At 43.9% G+C, this 25,807-nt stretch carries 22 protein-coding genes; 16 read left to right on the top strand and 6 right to left on the bottom strand.

Annotated elements, in window-relative coordinates; translation table 11 throughout:
• Positions 1–77: 77 nt before the first annotated feature.
• From I2I04_RS12330 to I2I04_RS23665, 14 genes are all read left to right on the top strand, one after another.
• On the top strand, positions 78–2,687 hold the full coding sequence (locus I2I04_RS12330; RefSeq protein WP_195472628.1) for a PAS domain-containing sensor histidine kinase: 2,610 nt from the start codon (positions 78–80) through the stop codon (positions 2,685–2,687).
• A 129-nt stretch (positions 2,688–2,816) separates the two neighbouring features.
• Entirely contained in the window at positions 2,817–4,295 is a 1,479-nt protein-coding gene (locus I2I04_RS12335; RefSeq protein WP_195655212.1) for a TolC family protein, read from the top strand.
• A gap of 231 nt (positions 4,296–4,526) precedes the next feature.
• Positions 4,527–5,876 (top strand): sigma-54-dependent transcriptional regulator, encoded by a 1,350-nt coding sequence (locus I2I04_RS12340; protein ID WP_195655128.1) that lies wholly within the window; start codon positions 4,527–4,529, stop codon positions 5,874–5,876.
• Between the two features lie 27 nt (positions 5,877–5,903).
• Positions 5,904–7,196, top strand: a complete 1,293-nt coding sequence (locus I2I04_RS12345) for a sensor histidine kinase (protein WP_195655129.1) — start codon at positions 5,904–5,906, stop codon at positions 7,194–7,196.
• A gap of 97 nt (positions 7,197–7,293) precedes the next feature.
• Positions 7,294–9,846 carry a DUF5686 and carboxypeptidase-like regulatory domain-containing protein gene (locus I2I04_RS12350; RefSeq protein WP_195655130.1) on the top strand — a complete coding sequence of 851 codons (2,553 nt, stop codon included), beginning with the start codon at positions 7,294–7,296 and terminating at the stop codon, positions 9,844–9,846.
• 108 nt (positions 9,847–9,954) lie between these two features.
• A complete protein-coding gene (locus I2I04_RS12355) occupies positions 9,955–11,244 on the top strand; it encodes an inositol-3-phosphate synthase (protein WP_004314280.1) in 1,290 nt (429 codons plus the stop codon).
• Between the two features lie 163 nt (positions 11,245–11,407).
• Positions 11,408–11,887, top strand: a complete 480-nt coding sequence (locus I2I04_RS12360) for a phosphatidylglycerophosphatase A (RefSeq protein WP_143259515.1) — start codon at positions 11,408–11,410, stop codon at positions 11,885–11,887.
• Positions 11,888–11,901: 14 nt separating this feature from the next.
• On the top strand, positions 11,902–12,369 hold the full coding sequence (locus I2I04_RS12365; RefSeq protein ID WP_143259516.1) for a GtrA family protein: 468 nt from the start codon (positions 11,902–11,904) through the stop codon (positions 12,367–12,369).
• 94 nt (positions 12,370–12,463) lie between these two features.
• Positions 12,464–13,114 carry a CDP-alcohol phosphatidyltransferase family protein gene (locus I2I04_RS12370; RefSeq protein ID WP_195472637.1) on the top strand — a complete coding sequence of 217 codons (651 nt, stop codon included), beginning with the start codon at positions 12,464–12,466 and terminating at the stop codon, positions 13,112–13,114.
• A 44-nt stretch (positions 13,115–13,158) separates the two neighbouring features.
• Entirely contained in the window at positions 13,159–14,076 is a 918-nt protein-coding gene (locus I2I04_RS12375; protein WP_195655213.1) for a phosphatase PAP2 family protein, read from the top strand.
• Between the two features lie 63 nt (positions 14,077–14,139).
• On the top strand, positions 14,140–15,150 hold the full coding sequence (locus I2I04_RS12380; protein ID WP_195472639.1) for a lysylphosphatidylglycerol synthase transmembrane domain-containing protein: 1,011 nt from the start codon (positions 14,140–14,142) through the stop codon (positions 15,148–15,150).
• Complete coding sequence (locus I2I04_RS12385) at positions 15,143–16,315, top strand: iron-containing alcohol dehydrogenase (RefSeq protein WP_195655131.1); 1,173 nt, start codon at positions 15,143–15,145, stop codon at positions 16,313–16,315. Before I2I04_RS12380 ends, I2I04_RS12385 begins: the two co-directional genes overlap by 8 nt.
• Positions 16,316–16,367: 52 nt before the next feature.
• Positions 16,368–16,568, top strand: a complete 201-nt coding sequence (locus tag I2I04_RS23660; protein WP_229126985.1) for a hypothetical protein — start codon at positions 16,368–16,370, stop codon at positions 16,566–16,568.
• Positions 16,561–16,833: a DUF4143 domain-containing protein gene (locus I2I04_RS23665; RefSeq protein ID WP_229126986.1), complete on the top strand. Its 273-nt coding sequence runs from the start codon at positions 16,561–16,563 to the stop codon at positions 16,831–16,833. Before I2I04_RS23660 ends, I2I04_RS23665 begins: the two co-directional genes overlap by 8 nt.
• Before the next feature lie 123 nt (positions 16,834–16,956).
• On the opposite strand, the gene I2I04_RS12395 is transcribed toward I2I04_RS23665, so the two are convergent.
• From I2I04_RS12395 to I2I04_RS12420, 6 genes are all read right to left on the bottom strand, one after another.
• Positions 16,957–17,406, bottom strand: a complete 450-nt coding sequence (locus I2I04_RS12395) for an N-acetylmuramoyl-L-alanine amidase (protein ID WP_195655132.1) — start codon at positions 17,404–17,406, stop codon at positions 16,957–16,959.
• The gene (locus I2I04_RS12400; RefSeq protein WP_195655133.1) at positions 17,403–17,696 is read right to left on the bottom strand and encodes a hypothetical protein; all 294 of its coding nucleotides are present in this window, start codon (positions 17,694–17,696) and stop codon (positions 17,403–17,405) included. The genes I2I04_RS12395 and I2I04_RS12400 overlap by 4 nt, the downstream gene beginning before the upstream one ends.
• A 121-nt stretch (positions 17,697–17,817) precedes the next feature.
• Positions 17,818–18,324, bottom strand: a complete 507-nt coding sequence (locus I2I04_RS12405; protein WP_195655134.1) for an HU family DNA-binding protein — start codon at positions 18,322–18,324, stop codon at positions 17,818–17,820.
• Between the two features lie 188 nt (positions 18,325–18,512).
• The gene (gene dnaB, locus I2I04_RS12410; protein WP_195655135.1) at positions 18,513–19,892 is read right to left on the bottom strand and encodes a replicative DNA helicase; all 1,380 of its coding nucleotides are present in this window, start codon (positions 19,890–19,892) and stop codon (positions 18,513–18,515) included.
• Between the two features lie 17 nt (positions 19,893–19,909).
• Complete coding sequence (locus tag I2I04_RS12415) at positions 19,910–20,533, bottom strand: hypothetical protein (RefSeq protein WP_195655136.1); 624 nt, start codon at positions 20,531–20,533, stop codon at positions 19,910–19,912.
• 461 nt (positions 20,534–20,994) lie between these two features.
• Positions 20,995–21,264, bottom strand: coding sequence for a DUF4248 domain-containing protein (locus I2I04_RS12420; protein ID WP_195655137.1), 270 nt, complete (start codon positions 21,262–21,264; stop codon positions 20,995–20,997).
• 202 nt (positions 21,265–21,466) lie between these two features.
• On the opposite strand from I2I04_RS12420, the gene I2I04_RS12425 reads away from it, so the two are divergent.
• On the top strand, positions 21,467–22,411 hold the full coding sequence (locus I2I04_RS12425; protein WP_195655138.1) for a tyrosine-type recombinase/integrase: 945 nt from the start codon (positions 21,467–21,469) through the stop codon (positions 22,409–22,411).
• Between the two features lie 373 nt (positions 22,412–22,784).
• Positions 22,785–25,793, top strand: coding sequence for a hypothetical protein (locus I2I04_RS12430; protein ID WP_195655139.1), 3,009 nt, complete (start codon positions 22,785–22,787; stop codon positions 25,791–25,793).
• Positions 25,794–25,807 lie beyond the last annotated feature (14 nt).

Raw genomic sequence — 25,807 nt, forward strand, 5'->3', positions numbered from 1 at the left:
AGGCTATCTATTTGTTTTCAATAGATTTAACGTATCTTTGTCGGCATAATATTGAAAACACCGCAGGTTTTAATTATATGAATCGACGCTACTATTGTATGTTTATAGTTCTGTTTTTTGCTGTTCTTACTCAGGCGGTGGCAGCGGAACGTACATTCAATATCCTTTTTATACAGTCTTACACCTCGCAGACCCCTTGGCATAGTGACCTTAATCAGGGCTTGGCAAAAGGATTTAAAGAGAGTGGCCTGAAGGTGAACATAACAACGGAATATCTTGATGCAGATTTTTGGACATTCAATTCCGAGAAAGTAATCATGCGTCGTTTTTGTCAGCGTGCCCGCGACAGGCAGACAGATTTGATTGTAACAGCGAGTGATGAAGCTTTTTATACCCTTTTTGCATGTGGGGATTCATTGCCTTTACAGATTCCGGTAGTGTTTTTCGGTATTAAGTATCCCGACACGAAATTGATTAACACTCATCCCAATGTTTGCGGATTCACTGCCAATCCGGATTTCGATGTTATATTACGTCAGGCACAAAAGATATTTCCCCGGCGGAAAGAAGTTGTTTGTGTGATAGATAACAGCTTTTTAAGCAACAAAGGGCTTGAAGATTTTGAGGAGGAGTGGAAAATCTTTCAGAAAGACAACCCGGATTATAGGATGAAAATCTATAATACCCAAAATCATACGACTAGTCATATCATCGCCGCAATTTGTTACCCTCGTAACAGCTACGAGCGTTTGGTCGTTGCTCCTAAATGGTCGCCTTTCCTTTCATTCGTAGGTAAAAACTCAAAAGCGCCCGTATTTTCAACTCAGAATGTGGGACTGACTAATGGCGTGTTTGGTGCTTATGATGCCGACAGCTATACATCAGCATTATTGGCAGCTCAAAGAGCTGCTTTGATTTTGAAAGGTACATCTCCCAAGGACATAGGAGTGACGGAAATTACACAGGGATTCATCTATGATTACAAGCAATTAGATTTTTTCCATGTCGATCCTGATAAAGTATCCTCTAGCGGAACCATAGTCAATGAACCATATTGGGAGAAATATAAATATCTTTTTATACTTCTTTATCCGTCTATCCTCGCATTGTTGATAGCCTCTATCGTGTGGCTGATGCGTGCTAACCGGCGTGAATCCAAACGACGGATTCAGGCACAGACCCGCTTGCTGGTACAGAACAAACTGGTGGAACAGCGTAATGAGTTCGATAATGTATTTCATTCTATCCGTGATGGTGTGATAACGTATGATACTGATTTGCATATTCATTTCACAAACCGTTCCTTATTACAAATGCTTCACTTGCCGTATGAGTCAGGTGGGCGTTTTTATGAAGGAATGATGGCAGGCAGTATCTTCAAGATATATTATAACGGTCGGGACATTCTTCATAGAATGCTGAAGCAGGTAGCTTCAAAAGGAGAAAGTGTGAAGATACCTCAGGGAGCTTTCATGAAAGAAGTGCATAGTGATAAGTACTTCCCGGTGTCGGGGGAAATTGTTCCGATCCGTTCAAAGGATGTGATTACCGGCATGGCACTTTCTGCGCGGAATATTTCGGATGAAGAAATGCAGAAACGTTTCTTTGATATGGCAGTGGACGAAAGCTCCATATATCCGTGGCAGTTTGATATGGAAACGAACTGTTTCATTTTCCCGCAAGGTTTCTTGAAACGGCTTGGATACGATGAATCGGTTACTACCATCCCCCGTGAAGAAATGGATCGCACTATCCATCCTGAAGATCTGAAAGAAATAAGTCCGTTGTTTGATAGAGCATTGACAGGGGAAGATTCCAACACCCGTCTGAACTTCCGTCAGCGAAATGTCAACGGAGAGTATGAATGGTGGGAATACCGTTCTTCCGTAATCACGGGGTTGACACAAGATTCATTGTACAATATATTAGGTGTTTGTCAGAGTATTCAGCGATATAAGACTGCCGAGCAGGAGATGAGAGAGGCTCGTGATAAAGCCCTCCAGGCTGACAAACTGAAATCGGCGTTCCTTGCCAACATGAGTCACGAGATTCGGACTCCGCTGAATGCAATTGTAGGTTTCTCCGATTTGCTAAGCGATACGAGTGGTTTTACAGGAGAAGAGATTGCCCAGTTTATCGGAACCATTAATAAGAATTGCGGCCTGTTGTTGGCTTTGATTAATGATATTCTTGATTTGTCACGTATCGAATCGGGAACCATGGAATTTATGTTCGCCGAGCATAACCTGCCGCTGTTATTAAAGACCGTCCATGATTCTCAACGCTTGAATATGCCACCGGGAGTAGAGCTGGTGTTACGTATGCCCGAAAGTGATAAGAAATATCTCACAACAGATAATGTACGTTTGCAGCAAGTCGTGAATAATCTGATAAATAACGCAGCTAAATTTACGAGTAGCGGTTTCATTACTTTCGGCTATGAAGATGATGAAGTTCCCGACTACACCCGCATCTTTGTGGAGGATACCGGAGTCGGTATTTCTAAAGAAGGTATCCGTCATATATTCGAACGATTCTATAAAGTCGATAATTTTACGCAAGGAGCAGGTTTGGGATTAAGTATTTGCCAGACCATCGTCGAACGTCTGGATGGCACCATCTCTGTCACCTCCGAAGTAGGTAAAGGCACTCGTTTCACAGTGCGCCTTCCTAACTACTGCGAATAATCGGACGTTCACTTTTGGGCATAGTGTCCGAAAATGAACACTTTCCTTATTTTCTAATCTGTTGATAATAAAAACTTTACTTCTTTGGCACATCGTTTGATTCTCTCATAGTGGAAAATACTGTGCATGATGAAAAAGAAAAGTATATTGTTTGCTCTTGTTGCCGTTTGCCTGCCGTTGGTATTGTTGGCACAGAAGGAAAGGAAAATAACCTTGAATGAAGCTATTGCTATGGCGCGTGCTCAATCTGTTGACGCTGCTGTTGCCTTGAATGAATTGAAAACGGCCTATTGGGAATTCCGTACCTTTCGTGCCGATCTTCTGCCAGAAGTCAATCTGACCGGAACCCTACCTAATTATAACAAATCATATAGCTCCTATCAAAATTCGGACGGTTCTTATGGTTTCGTTCGTAATAACACATTGGGGCTTACCGGCGATCTTTCCATCGACCAAAATATCTGGCTTACCGGTGGCAAACTCTCGCTGACTTCCTCTCTCGACTATATCAAGCAATTGGGAGCCGGAGGAGACCGTCATTTTATGTCGGTTCCTGTTACATTGCAACTCACACAACCCATCTTTGGAGTCAATAATATAAAGTGGAACAGACGTATCGAACCGGTTCGTTATGCCGAAGCAAAAGCTGCTTTTATCACTGCTACCGAAGAAGTGACGATGCGTGCCATCACCTATTACTTTAATCTTTTGTTGGCAAAAGAAAATCTTGGCACGGCGAAACAGAATCAGACAAACGCCGACCACCTTTATGAAGTAGCCCTTGCCAAACGTAAAATGGGACAGATCTCCGAGAATGAACTCTTGCAGTTGAAACTTTCCGCCTTAAATGCAAAAGCAGCATTGACGGAAGCAGAGAGTGATCTCAATGCCAAGATGTTCCAGCTCCGTGCATTTTTGGGAGTAGGGGAGGATGAAGTTCTTAGTCCTGTTCTTCCCGAAGCTGTGGATGGGCCGAAGATGGAGTATAATCAGGTGTTAAATAAAGCATTGGAACGTAATTCATTCGCACAGAATATCCGTCGTCGCCAGTTGGAAGCCGATTATGAAGTAGCTACCGCACGCGGAAATTTGCGTAGTGTCGATTTGTTTGCAAGCGTAGGATATACGGGTGAGAACCGGAATTTTCCAGCTGTTTACAGGAATTTGCAGGACAATCAGATTGTTCAGGTAGGCGTTAAGATTCCGATTCTCGATTGGGGAAAACGTCGTGGGAAAGTACGGGTAGCCAAGAGTAATCGGGATGTAGTGCTTTCAAAGATTCGTCAGGAACAGATAAACTTCAATCAGGATATTTTCCTGTTGGTGGAGCATTTCAATAATCAGGCACAACAATTGGACATAGCCAAAGAAGCCGATGCGATAGCCCAGCAACGATATAAAACAAGTATTGAAACTTTCCTGATAGGTAAAATCAATACTTTGGATTTGAATGATGCGCAGAACTCTAAAGATGATGCGAGGCAGAAACATATTTCCGAACTTTATTATTATTGGTATTACTATTATCAGATTCGCAGTCTGACGCTATGGGATTTTCGTACCAATACCGAACTTGAAGCTGATTTTGATGAAATCATCCGGCAATAAAAAGGGTAGAGAAAAGCTTTTGAATTTTATGGAGGAACTTGTTGGAAATAGTATTATTTTGTGGAAAATCTTAAATACAATAATAAGATAACAGTTTTATTACGTAACTTGTATTATTGAGGCGTGTATTCCGTGATTTATATATCAATCATTTGGTAGCTAACTATTTATTAGTACCTTTGAAGTGTGAGAAAAAGTTGTTAATTGACTGGGCAAAACTCAAATTGAACTATGATTCTGATAATTGATGATGATAGCGCAGTGCGTTCTTCGCTTAGCTTCATGTTGAAGCGGGCAGGATATGAAGCACAGACCGTTCCCGGTCCACGGGAAGCTATAGAAGTAGTGCGTTCCGTAGCTCCGGATTTAATCCTGATGGATATGAACTTCACTCTTTCTACAACGGGTGAGGAGGGTTTAACCCTGCTTAAACAAGTAAAAATATTCCGTCCTGAAACACCAGTGATATTGATGACCGCTTGGGGAAGTATCCAGCTTGCCGTGCAAGGAATGCAGGCAGGAGCTTTTGATTTCATTACGAAGCCCTGGAATAATGCCGCCTTGTTGCAACGTATCGAAACGGCACTCCAACTTTCGGGCATTCCACAGGAACCAACACTGGAACAGAGTGATTCTTTCAACCGCAGCCACATCATCGGGCGTAGCCAGGGATTGATGGATGTGTTGAACACGATTGCCCGCATAGCAAAGACTAATGCTTCTGTTCTCATTACAGGAGAAAGTGGAACCGGTAAAGAATTGATAGCCGAAGCCATTCATATCAACAGTCAGCGTGCCAAACACCCTTTTGTGAAAGTGAATCTTGGAGGTATCTCTCAAAGCCTGTTCGAAAGTGAAATGTTCGGGCATAAGAAAGGAGCTTTTACCGATGCTTCCGCAGACCGTATCGGACGTTTTGAAATGGCAAACAAAGGGACGATTTTTCTGGATGAAATAGGAGATCTCGATCTTTCATGCCAAGTGAAGTTACTGCGTGTATTGCAGGATCAGACCTTTGAAGTGCTTGGTGACAGCCGTCCGCGAAAGACGGATATCCGGGTAGTATCGGCCACCAATGCCGATTTGCGCAAGATGGTGGGCGAACGTACTTTTCGTGAAGACCTCTTTTATCGTATCAATCTGATAACAGTGAAATTACCTGCCCTGCGCGAACGTCGTGAAGATATTCCCTTGCTGGCACGTCACTTTGCCGACCGTCAGGCGGTAACCAACGGATTGCCTCGTACGGAATTCTCTGCCGATGCTATGCAATTCTTGAGCCGTTTGCCCTATCCGGGGAATATTCGTGAATTGAAGAACTTGGTGGAACGTACCATTTTGGTAAGTGGTAAACCGCTTCTCGATGCTTCCGACTTCGATGCGCAGTATATTCGCCACGATGGTGCAAGAGTAACTGAAGGCGCGGCTTTGGCCGGTATGACTTTGGATGAAATAGAACGCCGGACCATTCTCCAGGCGTTGGAACGTTACAAAGGAAATTTGAGTCAGGTAGCTACAGCATTGGGTATCAGTCGTGCAGCACTCTACCGCCGTCTCGAAAAATATAATATAACAGTGTGACAGATTAACCGTTAACCATAAGATAACGTGCGTATAAAAGGATTTTTTTACATCTTGGTCTTTTTGCTGCTGGCATTAGGTAGTGTATTGCTGCTCCTTTCCAGTCAACTGAATGCAATCTTTTTCTACATAGGGGAGGGGCTGATACTTTTCATCCTCATTTATCTGACCTTTTTCTATCGTAAGATCGTGAAGCCGTTGAATACAATCGGAAGTGGTATGGAACTGTTGCGTGAACAGGATTTCAGTAGCCGTCTTAGCCCTGTAGGTCAATATGAAGCCGACCGTGTGGTGAATATCTTCAACCGCATGATGGAACAGCTCAAGAATGAACGTCTCCGCCTGCGTGAACAGAATAATTTTCTCGATTTGTTGATTAAAGCTTCTCCGATGGGAGTGATTATAACTTCTTTGGATGAAGACCTTTCAGAATTGAATCCGATGGCTTTGAAGATGCTGGGTGTCCGTTTGGAAGACGTACAAGGCAAGAAGATGAAAGAGATTGATTCTCCGTTAGCACTGGAATTGGCCGACCTGCCGAAAGGAGAGACGGTAACCGTCCGTCTGAACGACTCGAATATCTACCGGTGCACTCATTCTTCATTTGTTGATCGTGGATTTCAGCATCCCTTCTACTTGGTAGAAACCCTCACCGACGAAGTGATGAAAGCGGAAAAGAAAGCCTATGAGAAAGTGATCCGCATGATTGCCCACGAAGTGAACAACACGACTGCCGGCATTACTTCCACACTGGATACGGTAGAACAAGCCCTTTCCTGCGAAGAAGGAATGGAAGACATCTGCGACGTGATGCGTGTATGTACCGACCGTTGTTTCTCGATGAGTCGTTTCATTACCCGCTTTGCCGATGTGGTGAAAATCCCCGAGCCGACACTTTCTTCTGTCAACCTGAATGATTTGGTTTTCACCTGCAAGCGGTTTATGGAAGGAATGTGCAATGACCGTCGCATCACCCTCCGCATGGAAATAGACGAAAGCATGAAAGATGTGATGCTGGATGCCGCTTTGTTTGAACAAGTACTTGTGAATATCATCAAGAATGCTGCGGAAAGCATTGAAACCGATGGGGAAATAATAGTCCGCACCCTCGCTCCGGCCACTGTTGAAGTGATAGATAACGGTCAGGGAATCAGCAAAGAAACAGAAGCTAAACTGTTCAGTCCTTTCTTCTCCACCAAACCGAACGGTCAGGGAATCGGACTCATCTTTATTCGCGAAGTGCTGATGCGTCATGGATGCACATTCTCTTTGCGAACCTATGCCGACGGACTGACCCGATTCCGTATTATTTTCCCCTAATTGTGTCAAATAAGAACATTTCTTCCATCAAATAGACCTTTTTTTGTCTTAAAATCACTCATACCTTTGCCTCGCTCAATTCAATAGGATTTAAGGTATGAGATTAATGAAAAAAGGCACATTGACGCTCTTTCTTTTATTGGCTATCAGTATTCCGCTTAGTGCGCAGTATGTGGTACAAGGGGTAGTGACTGATTCTCTGACCAAAGAACCTTTGCCTTATGCATCTGTACGCTTAAAAGATACGACTGAAGGAACTACTACCGGAAGCGACGGGTGTTTTTACTTCAAGACTCATCGCTCGGAAGCAGTGCTTGTAATCTCTGTAATCGGTTATGATGACTATATCCGTACCATTCGTCCTGCCCGTAATGCATTCTATAAAGTAGCACTTGCGCCTACCGAATACGCGCTTGGCGAAGTAGTGGTCAAACCCAAACGTGAGCACTATCGGAAGAAAGATAATCCTGCCGTAGAATTTGTCCGCCGTATGATTGAAAGCCGTGACAACTACTCTCCCTATGAGAAAGACTTCTGGCAACGCGAACGTTATGAAAAGACCACCTTTGCGTTGAATAACTTCGATGAAGAGAAACAGAAAAAATGGCTATATCGTAAATTTGATTTCCTGACCGAATACGTAGATACTTCTGCCGTTACCGGTAAACCGATTCTGACGGTATCAGCCCGTGAACTGCTTGCCACAGACTATTACCGGAAATCTCCCCGTTCTGAGAAGCAATGGGTGAAAGGACGCAAACAGGCCGGTGTTGATGAATTTCTCTCTAAACAAGGGATGCAGGCAGCCATCAATGAAGTCTTTAAAGACGTCGATATCTACGAAAACAACATTTCACTGTTTACAAATAAGTTTGTCAGTCCCTTGTCCCGTATCGGTACAGGCTTTTATAAATATTACCTGATGGACACGTTGCAGATTGCCGGAGAGCCTTGTGCAGACCTCGCTTTCACACCTTTCAATTCCGAATCTTTCGGTTTCAACGGACACCTGTATGTGACGCTCGACTCTACTTACTTTGTTAAACGTGCCGTATTCAACTTTCCCCAAAAGATAAACCTGAACTTTGTGGACTATATGTTGCTCGAGCAGGAATTTAAGCGTGCCGAAGACGGAACGCGCCTGCTCGATCATGAAAGCATCACTGTTGAGTTTAAACTGACCGAAGGGCAGGACGGTATTTTTGCCCGCCGGGTAGCGGATTACAGCAACTACACCTTTACGCCGACTGCCGAATCCGACAAAGCCTTCACCAAACCCGAACGTATTATTGAAGAGACGGAAGCCCTGTCGCGTCCCGAAACATTCTGGGCTGAGAATCGCCCGCAAGCCGCCATCTCCCGGCAGGAGAACTCGGTAGACCGCCTGATGACACAATTACGCAGTTATCCGGTATACTACTGGACAGAGAAAGTGCTTTCCATTCTCTTTACGGGATATATTCCTACCTCCAAAGAAGCGCCGCTTTTTTATATCGGCCCGATGAATGCCACTATCAGCGGTAACGCATTGGAAGGCCCCCGTATCCGTGCCGGAGGTATGACTACCGCCTGGCTCAATCCGCACCTGTTTGGCAAAGGTTATGTGGCTTACGGTTTTAAAGATGAAAGAGTGAAAGGATTGGCGGAACTGGAATATTCTTTCAAAAAGAAAAAAGAATACGCCAACGAATTTCCTATCCATTCACTGAAATTGCGTTACGAATCAGATGTGAACCAGTACGGACAAAATTACCTGTATACAAGCAAAGACAACGTGTTTCTGGCTTTGAAACGCGAGAAAGACGACCGTATCGGCTATTTCCGGCAGGCGGAGATGACCTATACCAATGAGTTCTATTCCGGTTTTTCTTTCCAGTTGACAGCACGCACACGGAAAGATGAGTCTTCCTACCTGATTCCTTTTTTAAAGAAAGAAGGAGATGCCTACACTCCGGTAAAAGATTTCTCTATCAGTGCCGCAGAGTTGAAACTGCGTTATGCTCCGAACGAGAAATTCTTCCAGACCCAATGGAACCGTTTTCCCGTATCGTTGGATGCGCCGGTGTTTACCCTGTCGCATACCATTGCCGGAAAAGGAGTGTTGGGTAGCGATTACACTTACAATCATACCGAAGCCGGTGTCCAGAAACGTTTCTGGTTTTCCGCGTTCGGCTATACGGACGTTATATTGAAAGCTGGTAAAGTGTGGGATAAAGTTCCTTTTCCGTTGCTTATCATGCCTAACGCCAACCTTTCTTATACCATCCAACCGGAATCCTACTCGTTGATGAATGCGATGGAGTTTATGAACGATGAGTATTTCTCGTGGGATGTTACTTATTTCCTCAACGGCTGGCTGTTCAACCGAGTGCCGTTGTTGAAAAAACTAAAATGGAGGGAAATAGTTTCCTGCCGTGGATTATATGGACATTTGAGCGATAAAAACAATCCGGCTTTGAGTGACGGTTTGTTTGCTTTTCCGATAGAAAACACGCAAACAATGGGGAAAACGCCTTACGTGGAGGCGGGTGTCGGTATCGAAAACATCTTCAAGGTATTGCGTTTAGACTATATCTGGAGGCTCACTTATCGTGATTCGCCCGGGATTGACAGATCAGGCTTGAGGATAAGTCTCCACATGACCTTTTAAAAGTTAAATCCTGCTAATTGCAATGTTTATATGACAAACAAAGACCGTATTAGTAATTAATTAATCTTATTTTTGCATCAATTTTAGTTTAATTTTAATAGAATAGAAATGAAACAAGAAATTAAACCCGCTACCGGGCGTCTTGGCGTACTGGTAGTTGGAGTGGGTGGCGCGGTAGCTACCACAATGATTGTAGGTACACTAGCCTCTCGCAAGGGACTGGCAAAACCGATAGGATCTATTACACAGTTAGCCACAATGCGTATGGAGAACAACGAAGAAAAACTCATCAAGGACGTTGTGCCCTTGACGAATTTGGAAGACATTGTTTTCGGAGGATGGGATATTTTCCCGGACAACGCATACGAGGCAGCTATGTATGCCGAGGTTTTGAAAGAAAAGGACCTGAATGGAGTGAAAGAAGAGTTGGAAGCTATCAAACCGATGCCGGCTGCTTTCGATCACAACTGGGCAAAACGTCTGAACGGTACACACGTAAAGAAGGCCGCTACCCGCTGGGAAATGGTGGAACAACTTCGTCAGGATATCCGCGACTTCAAGGCTGCTAACAACTGCGAACGCGTAGTGGTGCTTTGGGCTGCAAGTACTGAAATTTACATTCCGCTGTCTGACGAACACATGTCACTCGCTGCTTTAGAGAAAGCAATGAAGGAAAACAACACAGACGTGATTTCTCCGAGTATGTGTTATGCGTATGCTGCCATTGCAGAAGGTGCTCCGTTCGTAATGGGTGCTCCTAACTTGTGTGTAGATACTCCTGCTATGTGGGAATTCTCTAAACAAAAGAATGTACCTATCTCCGGTAAAGACTTCAAGAGTGGTCAGACACTGATGAAAACCGTATTGGCTCCGATGTTCAAAACCCGTATGCTGGGTGTGAACGGTTGGTTCTCTACCAATATCCTCGGTAACCGTGACGGTGAAGTGCTCGATGATCCGGACAACTTCAAGACAAAAGAAGTCAGCAAGCTGTCTGTAATCGACACTATCTTCGAACCGGAAAAATATCCGGATCTCTACGGAGATGTTTATCATAAAGTACGTATCAACTACTATCCTCCCCGCAAAGACAACAAAGAAGCATGGGACAACATCGACATCTTTGGATGGATGGGCTACCCGATGGAAATCAAGGTGAACTTCCTTTGCCGCGACTCTATCCTTGCAGCTCCTATCGCTCTTGACCTTGTGTTGTTCAGCGACTTGGCAATGCGTGCAGGCATGTGTGGCATCCAGACTTGGTTGTCATTCTTCTGCAAGAGCCCGATGCACGATTTCGAACATCAGCCCGAACACGACTTGTTTACACAATGGAGAATGGTAAAACAGACATTGCGTAACATGATTGGTGAAAAAGAACCTGATTACTTAGCTTAATCAGTAACCCCAAATACTAAGTTGAGATTGAGATTTACCATCCTATAAAGCCTGGTGGATGCTCAACCTCAACTTTTACTTTTTTATTGTACAAATTCCCCATTTGTTTTGGGGGACTCGTGACACAACCGACTCGTAGTTTGTAATTAGTAATTAGTAATAAATGAAGCGTCCTCCCTTTCTACCTGTTTTTATAGGCACGGGCTTTGGCTCCGGTTTTTCTCCTTTTGCTCCCGGCACGGCTGGGGCGTTGCTTGCTTCTATCATTTGGATTGCACTTTATTTTCTCCTTCCTTTCTCTTTGGTATTATGGCTGACTGCCGCTTTGGTGATTGTATTTACATTCGCCGGCATTTGGGCTGCCGATAAGTTGGAGACTTATTGGGGAGAAGATCCTTCGCGTGTGGTAGTAGATGAGATGGTGGGAGTGTGGATACCGTTGTTGGCTGTTCCCAATGATGACAAATGGTTTTGGTACGTGATTGCGGCTTTTGCTCTGTTCCGTATCTTTGATATAGCCAAGCCGTTGGGCATACGCCGCATGGAAAGCCTGAAAGGTGGAGTAGGGGTAATGATGGACGATGTTTTGGCGGGAGTGTATAGTTTTATTTTGCTAGTGGGAACGAGATGGGTGATTGGCTGAAAAAAGTTGCACGGATGATTTCCCAGAAAGGTGGCATCTTCATGTTCTTGAGGGCGCAGCTTTCTGCTCAAATGGCAACTATTGCAGACTTTCTCGTTACGATTCTTCTGGTCAGGCTGTTTGATGTCTACTATGTATATGCCACCTTGGCGGGAGCTATCTATGGAGGAATCGTAAATTGCGTTATCAACTATAAATGGACTTTTAAATCGAAAGGAAAGAAAACGCACGTTGCCGTAAAATTTATCCTTGTATGGGTTTGCAGCGTTTGGCTCAATACGTGGGGAACGTATGCGCTGACGGAATCATTAGCGAAGATTCCCTGGGTACGCGACACACTTAGCCTGTATTTCGGAGATTTTTTCATTATCCCTAAAGTGGTAGTGGCAATCATCGTTGCACTGTTTTGGAATTATAATATGCAGCGCTTTTTTGTTTACCGGAATATAGATATCAGAAGTTTATTCGGAAAAAGAAACTGAAAAAACGGATTGAAAAGACTGATGGAAAAACGAAAGAATTAGATATATACAGATTGAAAATACAGAAGATTTAGATATAAACAGATTTAAACAGATGAATTACAGAGATTATTTACAACAGCTGATTTATAAGATTATCAATCCCCTGATACGCGGAATGATTAAAATAGGGATCACTCCTAACTTTATCACCACTACCGGATTTGTGCTCAATGTAGTAGCGGCAGGTATGTTTGTGTATGCCGGCATTTATGGCGGACAAAACGATTTGGCCATTATCGGCTGGGCAGGAGGTGTGATTCTGTTTGCCGGATTGTTCGATATGATGGACGGACGTGTGGCTCGCCTGGGCAATATGGGTTCCAAGTTCGGTGCGCTTTACGATTCGGTACTCGACCGTTACAGTGAATTGATGACTTTCTTCGGCATCTGTTACTATTTGTCAATGAAAGATTATTTCCTTTATGCACTCATTGCTTTCGTGGCACTCATCGGCTCGCTGATGGTAAGCTACGTACGTGCCCGTGCCGAAGGCTTGGGGATCGAATGTAAAGTAGGATTCATGCAACGTCCGGAGCGTGTAGTGCTGACCAGTCTCGGAGCTTTGTTCTGTGGTGTTTTCAAAGATATCACAGCTTTCGAACCAATCCTGATTATGATTGTCCCTCTGGCTTTTGTTGCTCTGTTTGCCAATATTACGGCTTTTGCACGTGTCAGACATTGCTATAAAGCGATGAAAGAATAAATTAATCGTCTAATCAAAACGTTATAATGATAAAGAACATTCAAATGCCGTCGAAGAGAGAAGCCCTGACTGTGGCAGTCATTATGGTTCTTTTCCTTTTATTGACAGGTATCTTCATCGGGCTTCGTTCTGAGCATCTGTTAATGGCGGTACTCTATTTAGCCCTATTCTTTGCCGGATTGCCTACTCGTAAGCTGGCAGTAGCCCTGCTGCCTTTCGCCATTTTTGGAATTTCGTATGACTGGATGCGTATTTGCCCTAATTACGAGGTGAACCCGATTGACGTGGCCGGACTGTATCATCTCGAAAAGTCCCTTTTCGGAGTACTGGATAATGGTCTTCTGGTTACTCCTTGCGAATATTTCGCTGCGCACAACTGGCCGATAGCGGACGTCTTTGCCGGAATCTTCTACCTTTGTTGGGTTCCCGTTCCTATCCTGTTCGGTCTTTGTCTGTATTTCAAGAAGAAAAGAAAAACCTACCTTCGTTTTGCGTTGGTATTCTTGTTCGTCAATCTGATTGGTTTTGCCGGTTATTATATTCATCCGGCAGCTCCGCCCTGGTATGCCATCAACTATGGCTTCGAACCGATATTGAACACACCGGGCAATGTTGCAGGATTGGGGCGTTTTGACGCATTCTTCGGAGTGACCATCTTCGATTCCATCTACGGGCGTAATGCCAATGTATTTGCGGCAGTGCCTTCACTGCACGCGGCCTATATGGTAGTTGCATTGGTGTATGCCATTATTGGTAAATGCAGATGGTATGTGATTACCCTTTTCTCCATTATTATGGTCGGCATTTGGGGAACAGCTATTTATTCATGCCACCATTATATCATTGATGTATTACTTGGTATCTCTTGCGCATTAATCGGCTGGCTGGTATTCGAATATGTATTGATGAGAATCCCGGCGTTCAAAAGATTCTTCGAAAGATATTATGCGTATATAAAGTAAGCATATACTCATATAAAAGTAGATATATACCTATATAAGAATAGATATAAGTCGTATAAAATAGTGAAGAACAAGTACCGGAATATATTCCTCGCCTTTGGTATTATCGCCGTCCTGATAATGATATTCACTTTCGATATGGATTATCAGGAGCTTTGGGCGAATCTGAAGCGTGCAGGGGTATATTTGCCTTTGATTTTGTTGCTGTGGCTATTTGTCTACCTTATCAATACAGTATCGTGGTATATAATCATCCGCAGTAGTGGTAAAACCGGTTTTTCATTTGCCCGGCTCTACAAATTCACGGTAACAGGTTTTGCGCTTAATTACGTGACTCCCGTCGGACTGATGGGTGGCGAGCCATACCGCATCATGGAACTGAAGCCCTATATAGGAATAGAACGCGCCACTTCTTCCGTGATTCTTTATGTGATGATGCATATCTTTTCCCACTTTTGTTTTTGGTTAAGTTCAGTGTTGCTTTACGTTTGTCTGTATCCGGTGGGGTGGGTGATGGGAGTAATTCTGGGGGGCATTGCTGTCTTTTGTCTGCTGATTGCTACTCTTTTTATAAAAGGCTACCGGCATGGGATGGCTGTGGCTTTTGTCCGTATGGGTAGTCGCGTCCCTTTTCTGAAAAAGAAAGTCCTCCGCTTTGCAAGCGTGCATAAAGAGAAGTTGGAAAATATAGACAAACAAATCGCTCTTCTTCACCAACAAAAGAAACAAACCTTTTATGGTGCTCTCTTATTGGAATATACCGCCCGCGTAGTCAGCTGTCTTGAAATATGGCTGATACTGAACATACTAACCACCAATGTCAGCTTTGCCGATTGCTGCCTGATTGCAGCTTTCTCTTCTTTGCTTGCCAATCTTCTGTTCTTCCTACCCATGCAATTGGGAGGTCGTGAAGGAGGTTTTGCCCTCGCCGTAGGCGGTCTTTCCCTTTCCGGAGCTTATGGAGTCTATGCCGCTTTGATTACCCGGGTACGCGAGATGGTCTGGATTGTAATCGGTCTTGCGCTTATGAAAGTAGGAAATTTTAAACAATCAAAAGAAAAATATAATGAATAATTTTATCTTTTACAGCCCTACCGAATTTGTGTTCGGTCGGGATACGGAAGCGCAGACCGGAGCATTAGTGCAGAAATACGGTGCACGTAAAGTCATGATTGTTTATGGTGGCGGTTCTGTAATACGTAGCGGCTTGTTGGCTCGTGTAGAGAAATCATTGCAGGAAGTGGGCATTCCCTATTGCCTGCTGGGCGGTGTACAGCCTAATCCGGTAGATACGAAAGTGTACGAAGGAATCGACCTTTGCCGGAAAGAAAATGTAGATATGATGCTTGCCGTGGGCGGTGGCTCCGTAATCGATACAGCGAAAGCCATTGCAGCCGGAGTTCCTTATGCCGGAGATTTTTGGGACTTCTACATCGGAAAAGCCATTGTTGCGGAAGCACTGAAAGTGGCTGTTGTATTGACAATCCCTGCAGCCGGAAGCGAAGGTTCCGGTAACACTGTAATCACTAAAGTCGACGGATTACAGAAATTAAGTCTCCGTGCTCCCGGTGTATTACGGCCCGTTTTCGCCGTGATGAACCCTGAACTGACCTACACACTTCCTCCTTTCCAAACCGCTTGCGGCGTTGCCGATATGATGGCGCACATCATGGAACGCTATTTCACCAATACAAAAGAAGTAGAAATAGGCGACCGCCTGTGCGAAGGCACCCTGCTTGCCATCATCAAAGAGGCAACCACCGTCATGAAAGACCCCGAAAACTATGGAGCCCGTGCCAATCTGATGTGGTGCGGAACGATTGCCCATAACGGAACCTGTGGCGTAGGCTGTGAAGAAGACTGGGCTTCTCACTTCCTTGAACATGAAATCAGCGCGATTTACAATGTAACTCATGGTGCGGGACTTTCCGTCATCTTCCCTGCCTGGATGACATGGATGACAGAACATAATGTAGATAAGATAGCCCAATATGCAATCCGCGTATGGGGAGTGGCAGATTCAGCTGATAAAAAGGCGGTGGCCCTTGAAGGTATTTCCCGCTTGAAGGCCTTCTTTGCTTCCATCGGTCTGCCTGTCACTTTCAAGGAACTCGGCATTGAAAATCCGGATATCGACCGTCTTGCAGATAGCCTGCACCGGAATAAAGGAGAGTTGGTTGGCAACTATGTCAGATTAACGAAAAAGGATAGTAAAGAAATTTACCGTCTGGCATTATAAGGAAACAGATGTTATGACTATATATTATCCATTATGCAAAAGCTAAAATCGTATGTCGCAAAAAACGTGCCCCATTTCAGCGAAGGCAGTAGCGTTATTACGCTATTTCTATGAAGAATTACCTGATATTTATGTGATTGCTGCTGGTTCGTTATTAGAAAATCCGATAGATGTACGTGTCTCATTTCCAGTGGGGAGGGTGCGATATATGGCATTGCGTCCTTGTTTCTTTCGTGAGTTTCTGGGTGCGTAATAAAAGTGGTTCTAATGCAGAAGTCGATTATGTGTGGGTGCAGGATTCCATGGTTTGTCCCATTGAAGTCAAATCAGGGCATAACGCCCATTTGCGTTCCTTACATTCTTTTATGAATCACTCTATGCAGACAGTTGCAGTCAGAATATGGTCGCGGCCTTATGCAGTGGATGAGGTAAAGACTGCGGACGGAAAAGAATTCAAATTGATAAATCTACCTTTTTACCTCGTTGGGAAATTAGACAGCATATTGCGTCGGTTCTAAACGGCTTTTGATAATAAGAAAACTCCAACTAACCGATTGATAATCCGAGTTTAGTTGGAGTTTTCTTTTTCAGGCTCGAGAGAAGCAGTTTATTTCTTTTCAGGCTTGAGAGGGATTTTTCTTTCAGACTTTTCCCCAGTCCGTTTCAGCATTAAAGCAGGGACAGACCTTGATCCATTCTTCCGGTTCTATCTCACCGTTTCCGTTCAGGTCGGGGCTGAGATCCCGATGTCCGCATATCCGGCAATTCGGATAATCTTTCAATAAAGCGAGAATCAATACCCGGAGCGAATGTTTCTGCCATTCAGTACGAGTGTCTTTCGGTTGTCCTTTGCGGTCGAGTCCACCCTCATAGCAAATCCCTATACTTTCCTTGTTGAAACCGCGGCAGTGCGCACCGACCTTTTCTATCGGACGGGTAGATTTTATATCCCCGTTCTTGCGGATATAAAAATGATACCCCGCTCCGTTGAATCCCCGTCTGCGATGACAGACGTCCAGGTCATATTCTGTGAAACTTTTATCTTCGCGTGTGGCGGAGCAATGGATTACTATCAGGTTTATAGTTCTCATGCCTCTGTCGCACTACGTTGCGCACACTTCTTATTGATGCATTGTAAGGCGGCAGCCTGCGCCAACTGGTCTCTTAGCGAGAATATCTCCGTATGCATCTCTTTCACTTTCGAGCTGAGGTCGAAATAATCCTTCAACACTTTTTCCAACTGCTTCATCAGAAAAGTATATTGGTCTTTCACCAGTTCGCTGAACTCTTTCACTTCTTGCGCCATTGCTTTGCGCTTCTTCCGGTTATTACCCAGAAAGGGCAGGATCGTCATTATGATCTCTATGATTTTATCGAGCATATTAATAAATTGAGAATTGAAAATTGAGAATTAAAAAATAAATGTAGGAGCAAACAGAAACCGCATGGAGAGTAACTTTAGAAATCACTCCGTAATCTCCATGCGGAACTGTTTTTAATGATTACTCTGCCGGGTCCGGTGCTTCTCCGTTTCCGCCGCTACCGCTGTTTCCACCGCCATTACCGCCGTCTGCGTCTTCTCCGTCACCCTTTCCGGCCAGGATGAAATCGACATTATTCTCGCCTCGGGTAGTGGCATGACTCGTATTCACCAACTGAAGTGCCTTGTCTGCCACAAAACGCACATTTACCTTACGGATATTGCGCACCGTGCAATCTTTCTCCTTTTCCGCCCCTTCACTGCTCAACGTGATGTGAAACGTACCCAATCCGTCAATCTTCACTTTGTCGCCCTGGGTAAGCGACAGGCGCAACTGCTCTACAAAAGCCTCGATGGAATGCTTCACGTCTCCTGCTGTAAGCGATGAGTTCGCTTCGATGGCGTCGGCCAGCTTGTTGATGTCCATCACTCTCACTGTACCCGATTTCTGGCGTACATAATACAACATCTGTGAATTCGGCTGATTCACATACTTTCTGCGCTGATAGCGCTCCACTAATACATTCATACAATTAAAAAAGTTAAGGTTTAAGTAATAATATTTTCTGTCATAATCGACATTACAAATATACGAATTTTGAAGGGCAAAGTCAAGTATTTTTCTATTTATTTTTATCAATAATGAAATAAAAAAAGAATTCAATTCAGCTATATGTTGTAATATAAAATTGTATGAAATTGGAGGTGGCTCTATGTTTATTTGGCATGTTTCAGCATATATTCCAGCGGCGGGACATATTCGGTGATCTTGGTCATTTCCGGATTGTGTCTGAAGTATACGTTTCCTGTCTCTCCATTACGCTGTTTGGCTATGATGACCACTCCCAGGCCTTCGGTAGGGTAGCCGCTTTCACGGTCGGTTGTTACCCGTGCAAGGGCAGGACGGTAGAGCAGCATGACGACGTCCGCATCCTGTTCAATCGCTCCGCTCTCGCGGAGATGAGCCAGTTCGGGGCGGCCGGCAGGTCGGTTTTCCGATTCGCGGTTTAGCTGGCTGAGCAGTATCACCGGCACGTTCAGTTCTTTGGCAAGCAACTTCGCTTTGCGGGTGGCTTGCGCCACTTCCTGTTCGCGGTTGCGGTTGCTTTGTCCGGTTGTCATGTCGCAGAGTTGCAGGTAGTCGATAATGATTGCGTCGCACGCGTGTTGGCTTTGCAGTAGTCGCGCGCTGGAACGTACGTGTTCCATATTGACCGAAGTACTGTCGTCTACGTGTATCGGAAGGCGTTTGAGTTCGGTGGCTGCCGTGCGTGCTTCTGTAAGCTCCTGCTGGCTGACGGTTCCCGACCGCCAATGGCGGGCGCTGACTTCGCTGGTCGCTGTCAGCCATCGGTCTGCCAGTCTTTCCCCCTGCATCTCGAGGCTGTAGACGGCTACGGCATATCCTGTCATGGCTGCGCTTCGTGCTATGTGTAGCGCGAATCCTGTTTTTCCTACACCGGGACGGGCGGCAATCACTACTAACTCACCGTTTTGGAGTCCGGACGTCATGCGGTCCAAATCCGCCAGTCCGGTAGGGATGCCGGTCACACCGTTTGTATTGTTGGCAATACGCCCTTCGGCTTCGGTCATGGTGGCAGTCATTAGTTCATCCATGTCTCGCATGTGGCTGTTGTGGCCGAATTCGCCTTCCAGACGGTCGAGCAGGTTGTGTGCGTCTACCAGAGAGTCGTCGATGTCCATTGTTTCGTCTAGCAAGCAGGCGAGGAGTTTGTTGAATCCCAGGATCATTTCGCGTCGCAGATATTTCTCGTGTACGATCTGTGCGTGATATTCGATGTGGGCGGAACTCGCCACTTTGCTGCTCAACTGGGTGATGCCGAACGCTCCGCCCGCCTCTTCGAGCTTTCCACGGTGGGAAAGCTCTTCTTTTACGGTGAGGATGTCTATCTTCATTCCTGCGTGGTACATCGCTAATATGGCGGCATAGATCACCTGGTGACGCAGGACATAGAACATTTCAGGGCGCAGTTTGTCGGCTACCAGTGGGATGGCTGCCTGTTCTATCAGGCAGGCGCCGATGATGGCTTCTTCTATTTCGGGGGCCTGTGGCGAAACTCTGTTTTCGGTATTCATAATCAGTATTGGTTTAATTAATATTCGTTCAGGAAGGCTTTGTTGGATAAATAACTGGTGGCATGAAGCAGGAAATGGATGTTCGTTTGATGGAAATAATATTCCTCTATCTTGTCGATGGCGAGTTGTTGTTCCTTGGCGCTCAACTTTTTCCATTCGCGTTGTGCTTTGGCGATGTTCTCTTTGGGAAGTTGCGTGATGCTGTGAAACTCATCCCAAAACAGATGGAATTTATCGTTGACGGCTTTCTTTTTCTGTTTTTCGCTGTCGGCAGCTCCCACCCACTTGTCGTATTCGACGACACGAATGTGTAGGGAGGAGTTGTTGGGATGGGGGACGATCTCGATAACTCCCAGGGCGGCAAGTTCGTGGATGAATCGAAAAGTTTTTCCGATAGACCAGCGGAAGATGTGGCTCCAGTCGCGGTAGCTAAACAGGCTTTCTCCCCTTTTGCACGGGCAGTTGCTATTCTGGCGGTCGTTGTACAACGTATCTGAATAATTGACTTTCATCAGGATTTTCAGGAGAGCTTCTATCTCTCCTTCCGGTAGGCTGCGGTCTTCTATCTGCTGTTGTAGTAAGGCTTTAGGGATAATGAGAAAGCCATATTTCATCATGGCTTGAAAATTGAAGTTGTTCATTGCGGTATCGTTTAAATTTTCTGTAAATGTACGCTATTCTCATGCGGTCTGCAAGGGTTGTGGCTCTGTGTGGACGGGTGTGGACGAATAAATATAGTTGCGGTACGTAAGTAGCTGTTTTCTTCTTTTTCTTTCATGAAGCAACGGAGAGGGGGGAGATGAAACGGATGCTCTGTTTGTGTGCGGCTGAGCTTCTGCCGGAGATAAACAAAGCCTTCGTTTGGGGGATTCGGAGGCTTTGTTTGGGGTGAAAAAAACGGTCATTTTTGTGGAACGCTTTGTGGAACGCTTTTTTCTTTCGGTAAATAGCTGTATGATTGGTAGTTATCTTCGTTTTGAAAAAAAGTGGTGAACGCAAAGTGGAACATATAATAAACAATAAAAGATAAATGATATATTTAAAAATATATAGTTCGATTTTCCTTTTATTTCTTGTCCGTGTTTTCGTTTTTTGTTATTTATTAAACGCTTGTCGGCAAATCAATGTGGGGAGGTCCCCAATGTCGGTAGATGATTAGCTGCATTTCAGGACTGACGTCGGTTGTTTGGCTGGTGTAATACGCGGCGGTCAGTTGTTCGTTCAATGTCGTGTTTGCTTTAATGCGTTTACGCATTTTTTTGCTGGCGGAAGAAGCATTTGCCAGATCGGGAAAATATTCCTTCGCCAACTCGGAGAAATACTTGAATCCATTAATGCTGTAATGTTCGGCAGCCGGTTCATTAGTGTTCATAATTTCTTAGTTTTTTTGATTAATAAAATGTTTGTTATTTAAAAAACTTTGCAAATGTATGAAAAAAATATTTAATGAGCGATGTAAAAATGTAGTTTTTATTTTTGTAGATTTATGTGTGTAATTTTTTATATATAAATTTTTATATTTTACTAAAGTAAAGTGTGGGAAAAGTAAATACTAATTATTAAATTGTTTTTTAATGAAAAAGGAAAGTTTTACTTCGTTTATGAAACAAGTGGCTGTTGATTTGCAGCAGAGTGGAAATTTAGGGACTGCTCATGTATACAGAAGTACTTTGAATGCGATTCTTGCTTTTCAGGGTTCCGATCGTTTGTTATTTCGGGAAATAACTCCAGAGTGGCTGAAGCATTTTGAGGGTAGTCTTCGTGCACGTGGGTGTAGTTGGAATACGGTGTCTACGTATCTTCGCACGTTGCGTGCGGTTTACAATCGCGCTGTTGATCTTCGGAAGGCATCTTATGTGCCGCATCTTTTTCGATCCGTATATACAGGTACGCGCGCAGACCGCCGTCGGGCATTGGATCTGGAGGATATGAAGAAGGTGTTTGCCCGTCTGTTACAGTCGGCTGCCATCACTCCTGCCATGAAGGGTGCACAGGAATTGTTTATTCTTATGTTTTTGCTTCGGGGACTGCCTTTTGTCGACTTGGCTTATTTGCGCAAGGGCGATCTAAGGGGAAATGTGATCAGTTATCGTCGTCGTAAAACGGGGCGTCCATTGTCTGTGACGTTAACGCCGGAAGCGATGTTTCTTTTGCGGAAGTATATGAATCGGGAGGAGCAGTCGCCTTATTTATTCCCGATTCTTCACAGTGATGAAGGTTCGCCTCAGGCGTACAGGGAATATCAACTGGCGTTGCGCAATTTCAACTATCAGTTGGAACTGTTAGGGAAAGTGCTGGGACTCAAAGATCGGTTAAGCTCGTACACCGCCCGGCATACCTGGGCTACGACAGCTTATTATTGTGAAATCCATCCGGGTATTATCTCCGAAGCGATGGGACATTCATCTATCACAGTGACGGAAACTTATTTGAAACCTTTCCGAAATAAGAAAATTGATGAAGCGAATAAACAGGTACTTGATTTTATAAAACGATCTGTTGTAGGTGTAAGTGCTTGATTATTATTCTGTTACTTTGTAGGTAACGGATCGAAATACCGGTGCAAATATGAGCATATTTCTTAAAACAACCAAACTAAATCGTACATTTTTTCCAATAAACTACTCGAAACTGGAATTAAACAAATAAAACAAGCGGATTCTTTGTATTAGGGCTTTGTTAACTTCTAAATTTTGCAAAAGGTCTCCCGCCCCTCTGCCGCTTCTTAGAAGCAGGGGTAAAAAATGTAATCGCATATTGTCTCGTTTTTCCGTATTGACTACTCTAAAAGAGCAGGCACAAAGGTTTCTCCGTTACCTACAAAGTAACGGATGGCCTATTATTGAAACTTAGTGTTTAATAATATATTATTAATGTAATTTTTAAGTAGTTATGAAGAAAAAATTTGTTAGGGTAATGCTTTTCGGGGCATTGGCGCTTGCAGTCAGTACAACTGTAACGAGTTGTAAGGATTACGATGATGACATTAAAGGCTTGCAGGAGCAGGTCGATAATATTAAATCAACCAATCCTGTAAGCACAGAAGACATGAAAGCTGCTGTTGAGGAAGCAACAAAAGCTTTGGAAAAAAAGGTTAGTGATTTGAAGGCCGTGGTGGATGGTAAGGTTACTACCACTGATTTGGAAGCAAAGATTCAAGCCTTGGAGACAAAGTTGGCGGCAGGAGACAAGAGTGTAGCCGATGATTTAATAGCAGCAAAGAATAACCTTCAGTTAGCGATAGATGGCAAAGCTAGTCAGAGCACCGTTGATGCTATGACTGATGATATTACAGCACTGAAAGAAATGAAGACTACTCTTCAAGCTTTGATTGACGCTGAAAATAAATTTAAAGCCGATCACAATGATTTGAGCGGCTTCGAAAACACTAGCTTTGACAAGTTTATCAATCAAAGCATCCTAAATGCATTGAAAGATGAGGGTGACAGTAAAGGGGAAATTGCTGCCTATGTAATCAAAGCTGTACAAGACGGTGTTGCTTCGAATGGTAAAGTATTAAATGACCATATCGAAGGGCTTGGAATCACAGGTGTAACAAGTCTGACGGATTTTGTAGATAAAATCTATAATGAAATCTTTAAAGAGGACGGCGTTATCAAATCTAAATTGGATGATTTGGATGAACTGTTGCAGGCTATTAATGCATACGTAGGTAGTGGTGAAGGTCAGCTTGCAGACTATCAAACTATTATCGACGAAATTATGGCAACAAGAGATGCTGTGACGGCACTTGCTCTTCCCGAAGGCAAGAACTTGACACAGGCTGTGCAGGACATTATTGCTACTGAACTAGGAGATGCAAAGGCCACATTAGGTAAGTTGCAAACAGAATTGAAAGCAGAAATCACTGCCCTGAAAGGTATGATTCAGAGTATCGTATATGTGCCGGAATCAGCAGACAGAATAGTAGAATTTACATCATTGAAAGTCGCCGAAACATCTCAATATACTACGGGGATTGATCAAGGCCAAACTTGGCACGAAGTAGGTAATACCCTTGAAAAGAAAGTAAGATTCCGTGTATCTCCGGCTTCGGCAGTTGCAGAGCTGACTAAAGCGGATAGTAAATATACAATTACTACAGATGCTCAAGTGTTGACTCGTGCGGCTGGTGTATTCACGGTAGGTGCAGTAAAAGCAGTAGCTAATGAACCTAATTTGATAGAGGTGACTTTGAAGAAAGCAAGCGCTATCGAAGGCAAAGGGTTTGCCGTAGCTCTGACTGTGATAGGTAAGGATAATAAAACAGAATATTCAGATATCTCTTCTGATTATTTTGCAATGACTCAGCAGACACTTCATATCAATAAGATTGATTATAAATGGGCAGGTGGTACTGAACCGAACAGCCTTATAAAAGAAAACGCAGAAGATAAGATTGACTATGCGGCAGGGAGTGCTTATGTATTTACTGTAACTTCAGACGCTGACGGAACATCTGCCAATGAAGTAAAGAAAACTGTAGACGAACTGGGTATTGACTTGTCTAAGTTTAAAGTTACCTATGCTAAATCTGGAGCGAATGAAGCTAAATTCACTTTAACAGAAGGTGTTTTAAAAGCTAATACAGATGCAGCGGTTGGTGATGTATGTCAGGTAACTCCTACTATTACAGTTACTCGTGATGGCGGAACAACAGAATTAAAAGGTACTGCCTATGCTCAAGTTACTCTAACAAGTAAGGGTGCTCCTGTAACTCTCACATTCGATAAACTGAAATGGAACAGCGCTGCAAAGGTATACACGCTTACAGCCGATGGTACCGGTGCCGATAATCTGACTGGTTTGACTGCTATTTTAACAGCACTTGGTACAACAGGGGCACCTGCTTCAAATTTGAGTGGTGCTACCAGTGTGTCTGATCCTGCTGATAACGCTGTAACACCTTGCATGATACTGGAAAGTGATGCCGTTAAAATCAAAGTGCCCGCAAATTATGTGACAACTAGTGAAAGTGGCATTGATAAAGTATCTGTGATCTTGACAAAGGATAACAAGACTGTGACAGTTAGTGCCGATATTAAGGTCAGCGCAACTACAGCTAGTGAACTCGTTTGGGATTGGAACTCATTGAACTCTACTCCGGGTCAGGAAATGATGATTATGTCACGTGAAGGTGGTGATAACGTGTCATCTGTGAAATTAACAAGAAACTTGACACAGGCTTATGAGGCTTCAGTCTTTACAGATCTTAACAAGAGAAAAACTGCCGGTGAGATTGTTATTGCACCTGCGATTTCTCCGGCAGGTATAGGAAGTGTAGATGGTTCTTCCTACGTTTATACTATTACTGCTGGTACTGTTGACTATTCTTATAAGAAAGAAGGTAAAGCAAATCCGATTTCAGTGACATTTGGTGTGACATCTAATGGTAAATCAATTGCTCCTGCTGATAACAAGAATGTAGTAAATATGCTTATGCCTGTTGAGGAATTGAATGGTACATTAACTCTTCCGAAGATTCGTCTTAAAGAAACTTCAACTAAGGCTGATGAAATAGAATTGTCAAAAGCTTTCAATCCAGCGGCTGAAAGTGAAAAGAATGGTTACAATTTCACTTGGAAAGACTCAAGAGGTGAAGAAATGTGGCCGACTAACGCTGCTGGTCAATTTAATGTTTCTGATGCTAAAGCTGCCCTTAAATTATACGGCCTGTCTATCAGTTTCGAACCGAAATCTGCGGATGACTTCAAGAAGTATTTTGATGTTGATGAATTGAAGGATAACGGTAAAGTGAAACTGAATACTGCTACTGCTGCACAGGAAATTATTGGTAGTGACATCTCGGCGGTGGTTGTTCTGAAAGCAACTTCTAAATGGGGAGATGTAGCCGGTAATGGAACAGAGTTCACAGTAACCTTTAAGAAAGGTGCTAAATAATAGAGATTGAAAAT

The sequence above is a fragment of the Bacteroides sp. 1001136B_160425_E2 genome (assembly GCF_015559655.1).
Lineage (GTDB): Bacteria > Bacteroidota > Bacteroidia > Bacteroidales > Bacteroidaceae > Bacteroides > Bacteroides luhongzhouii.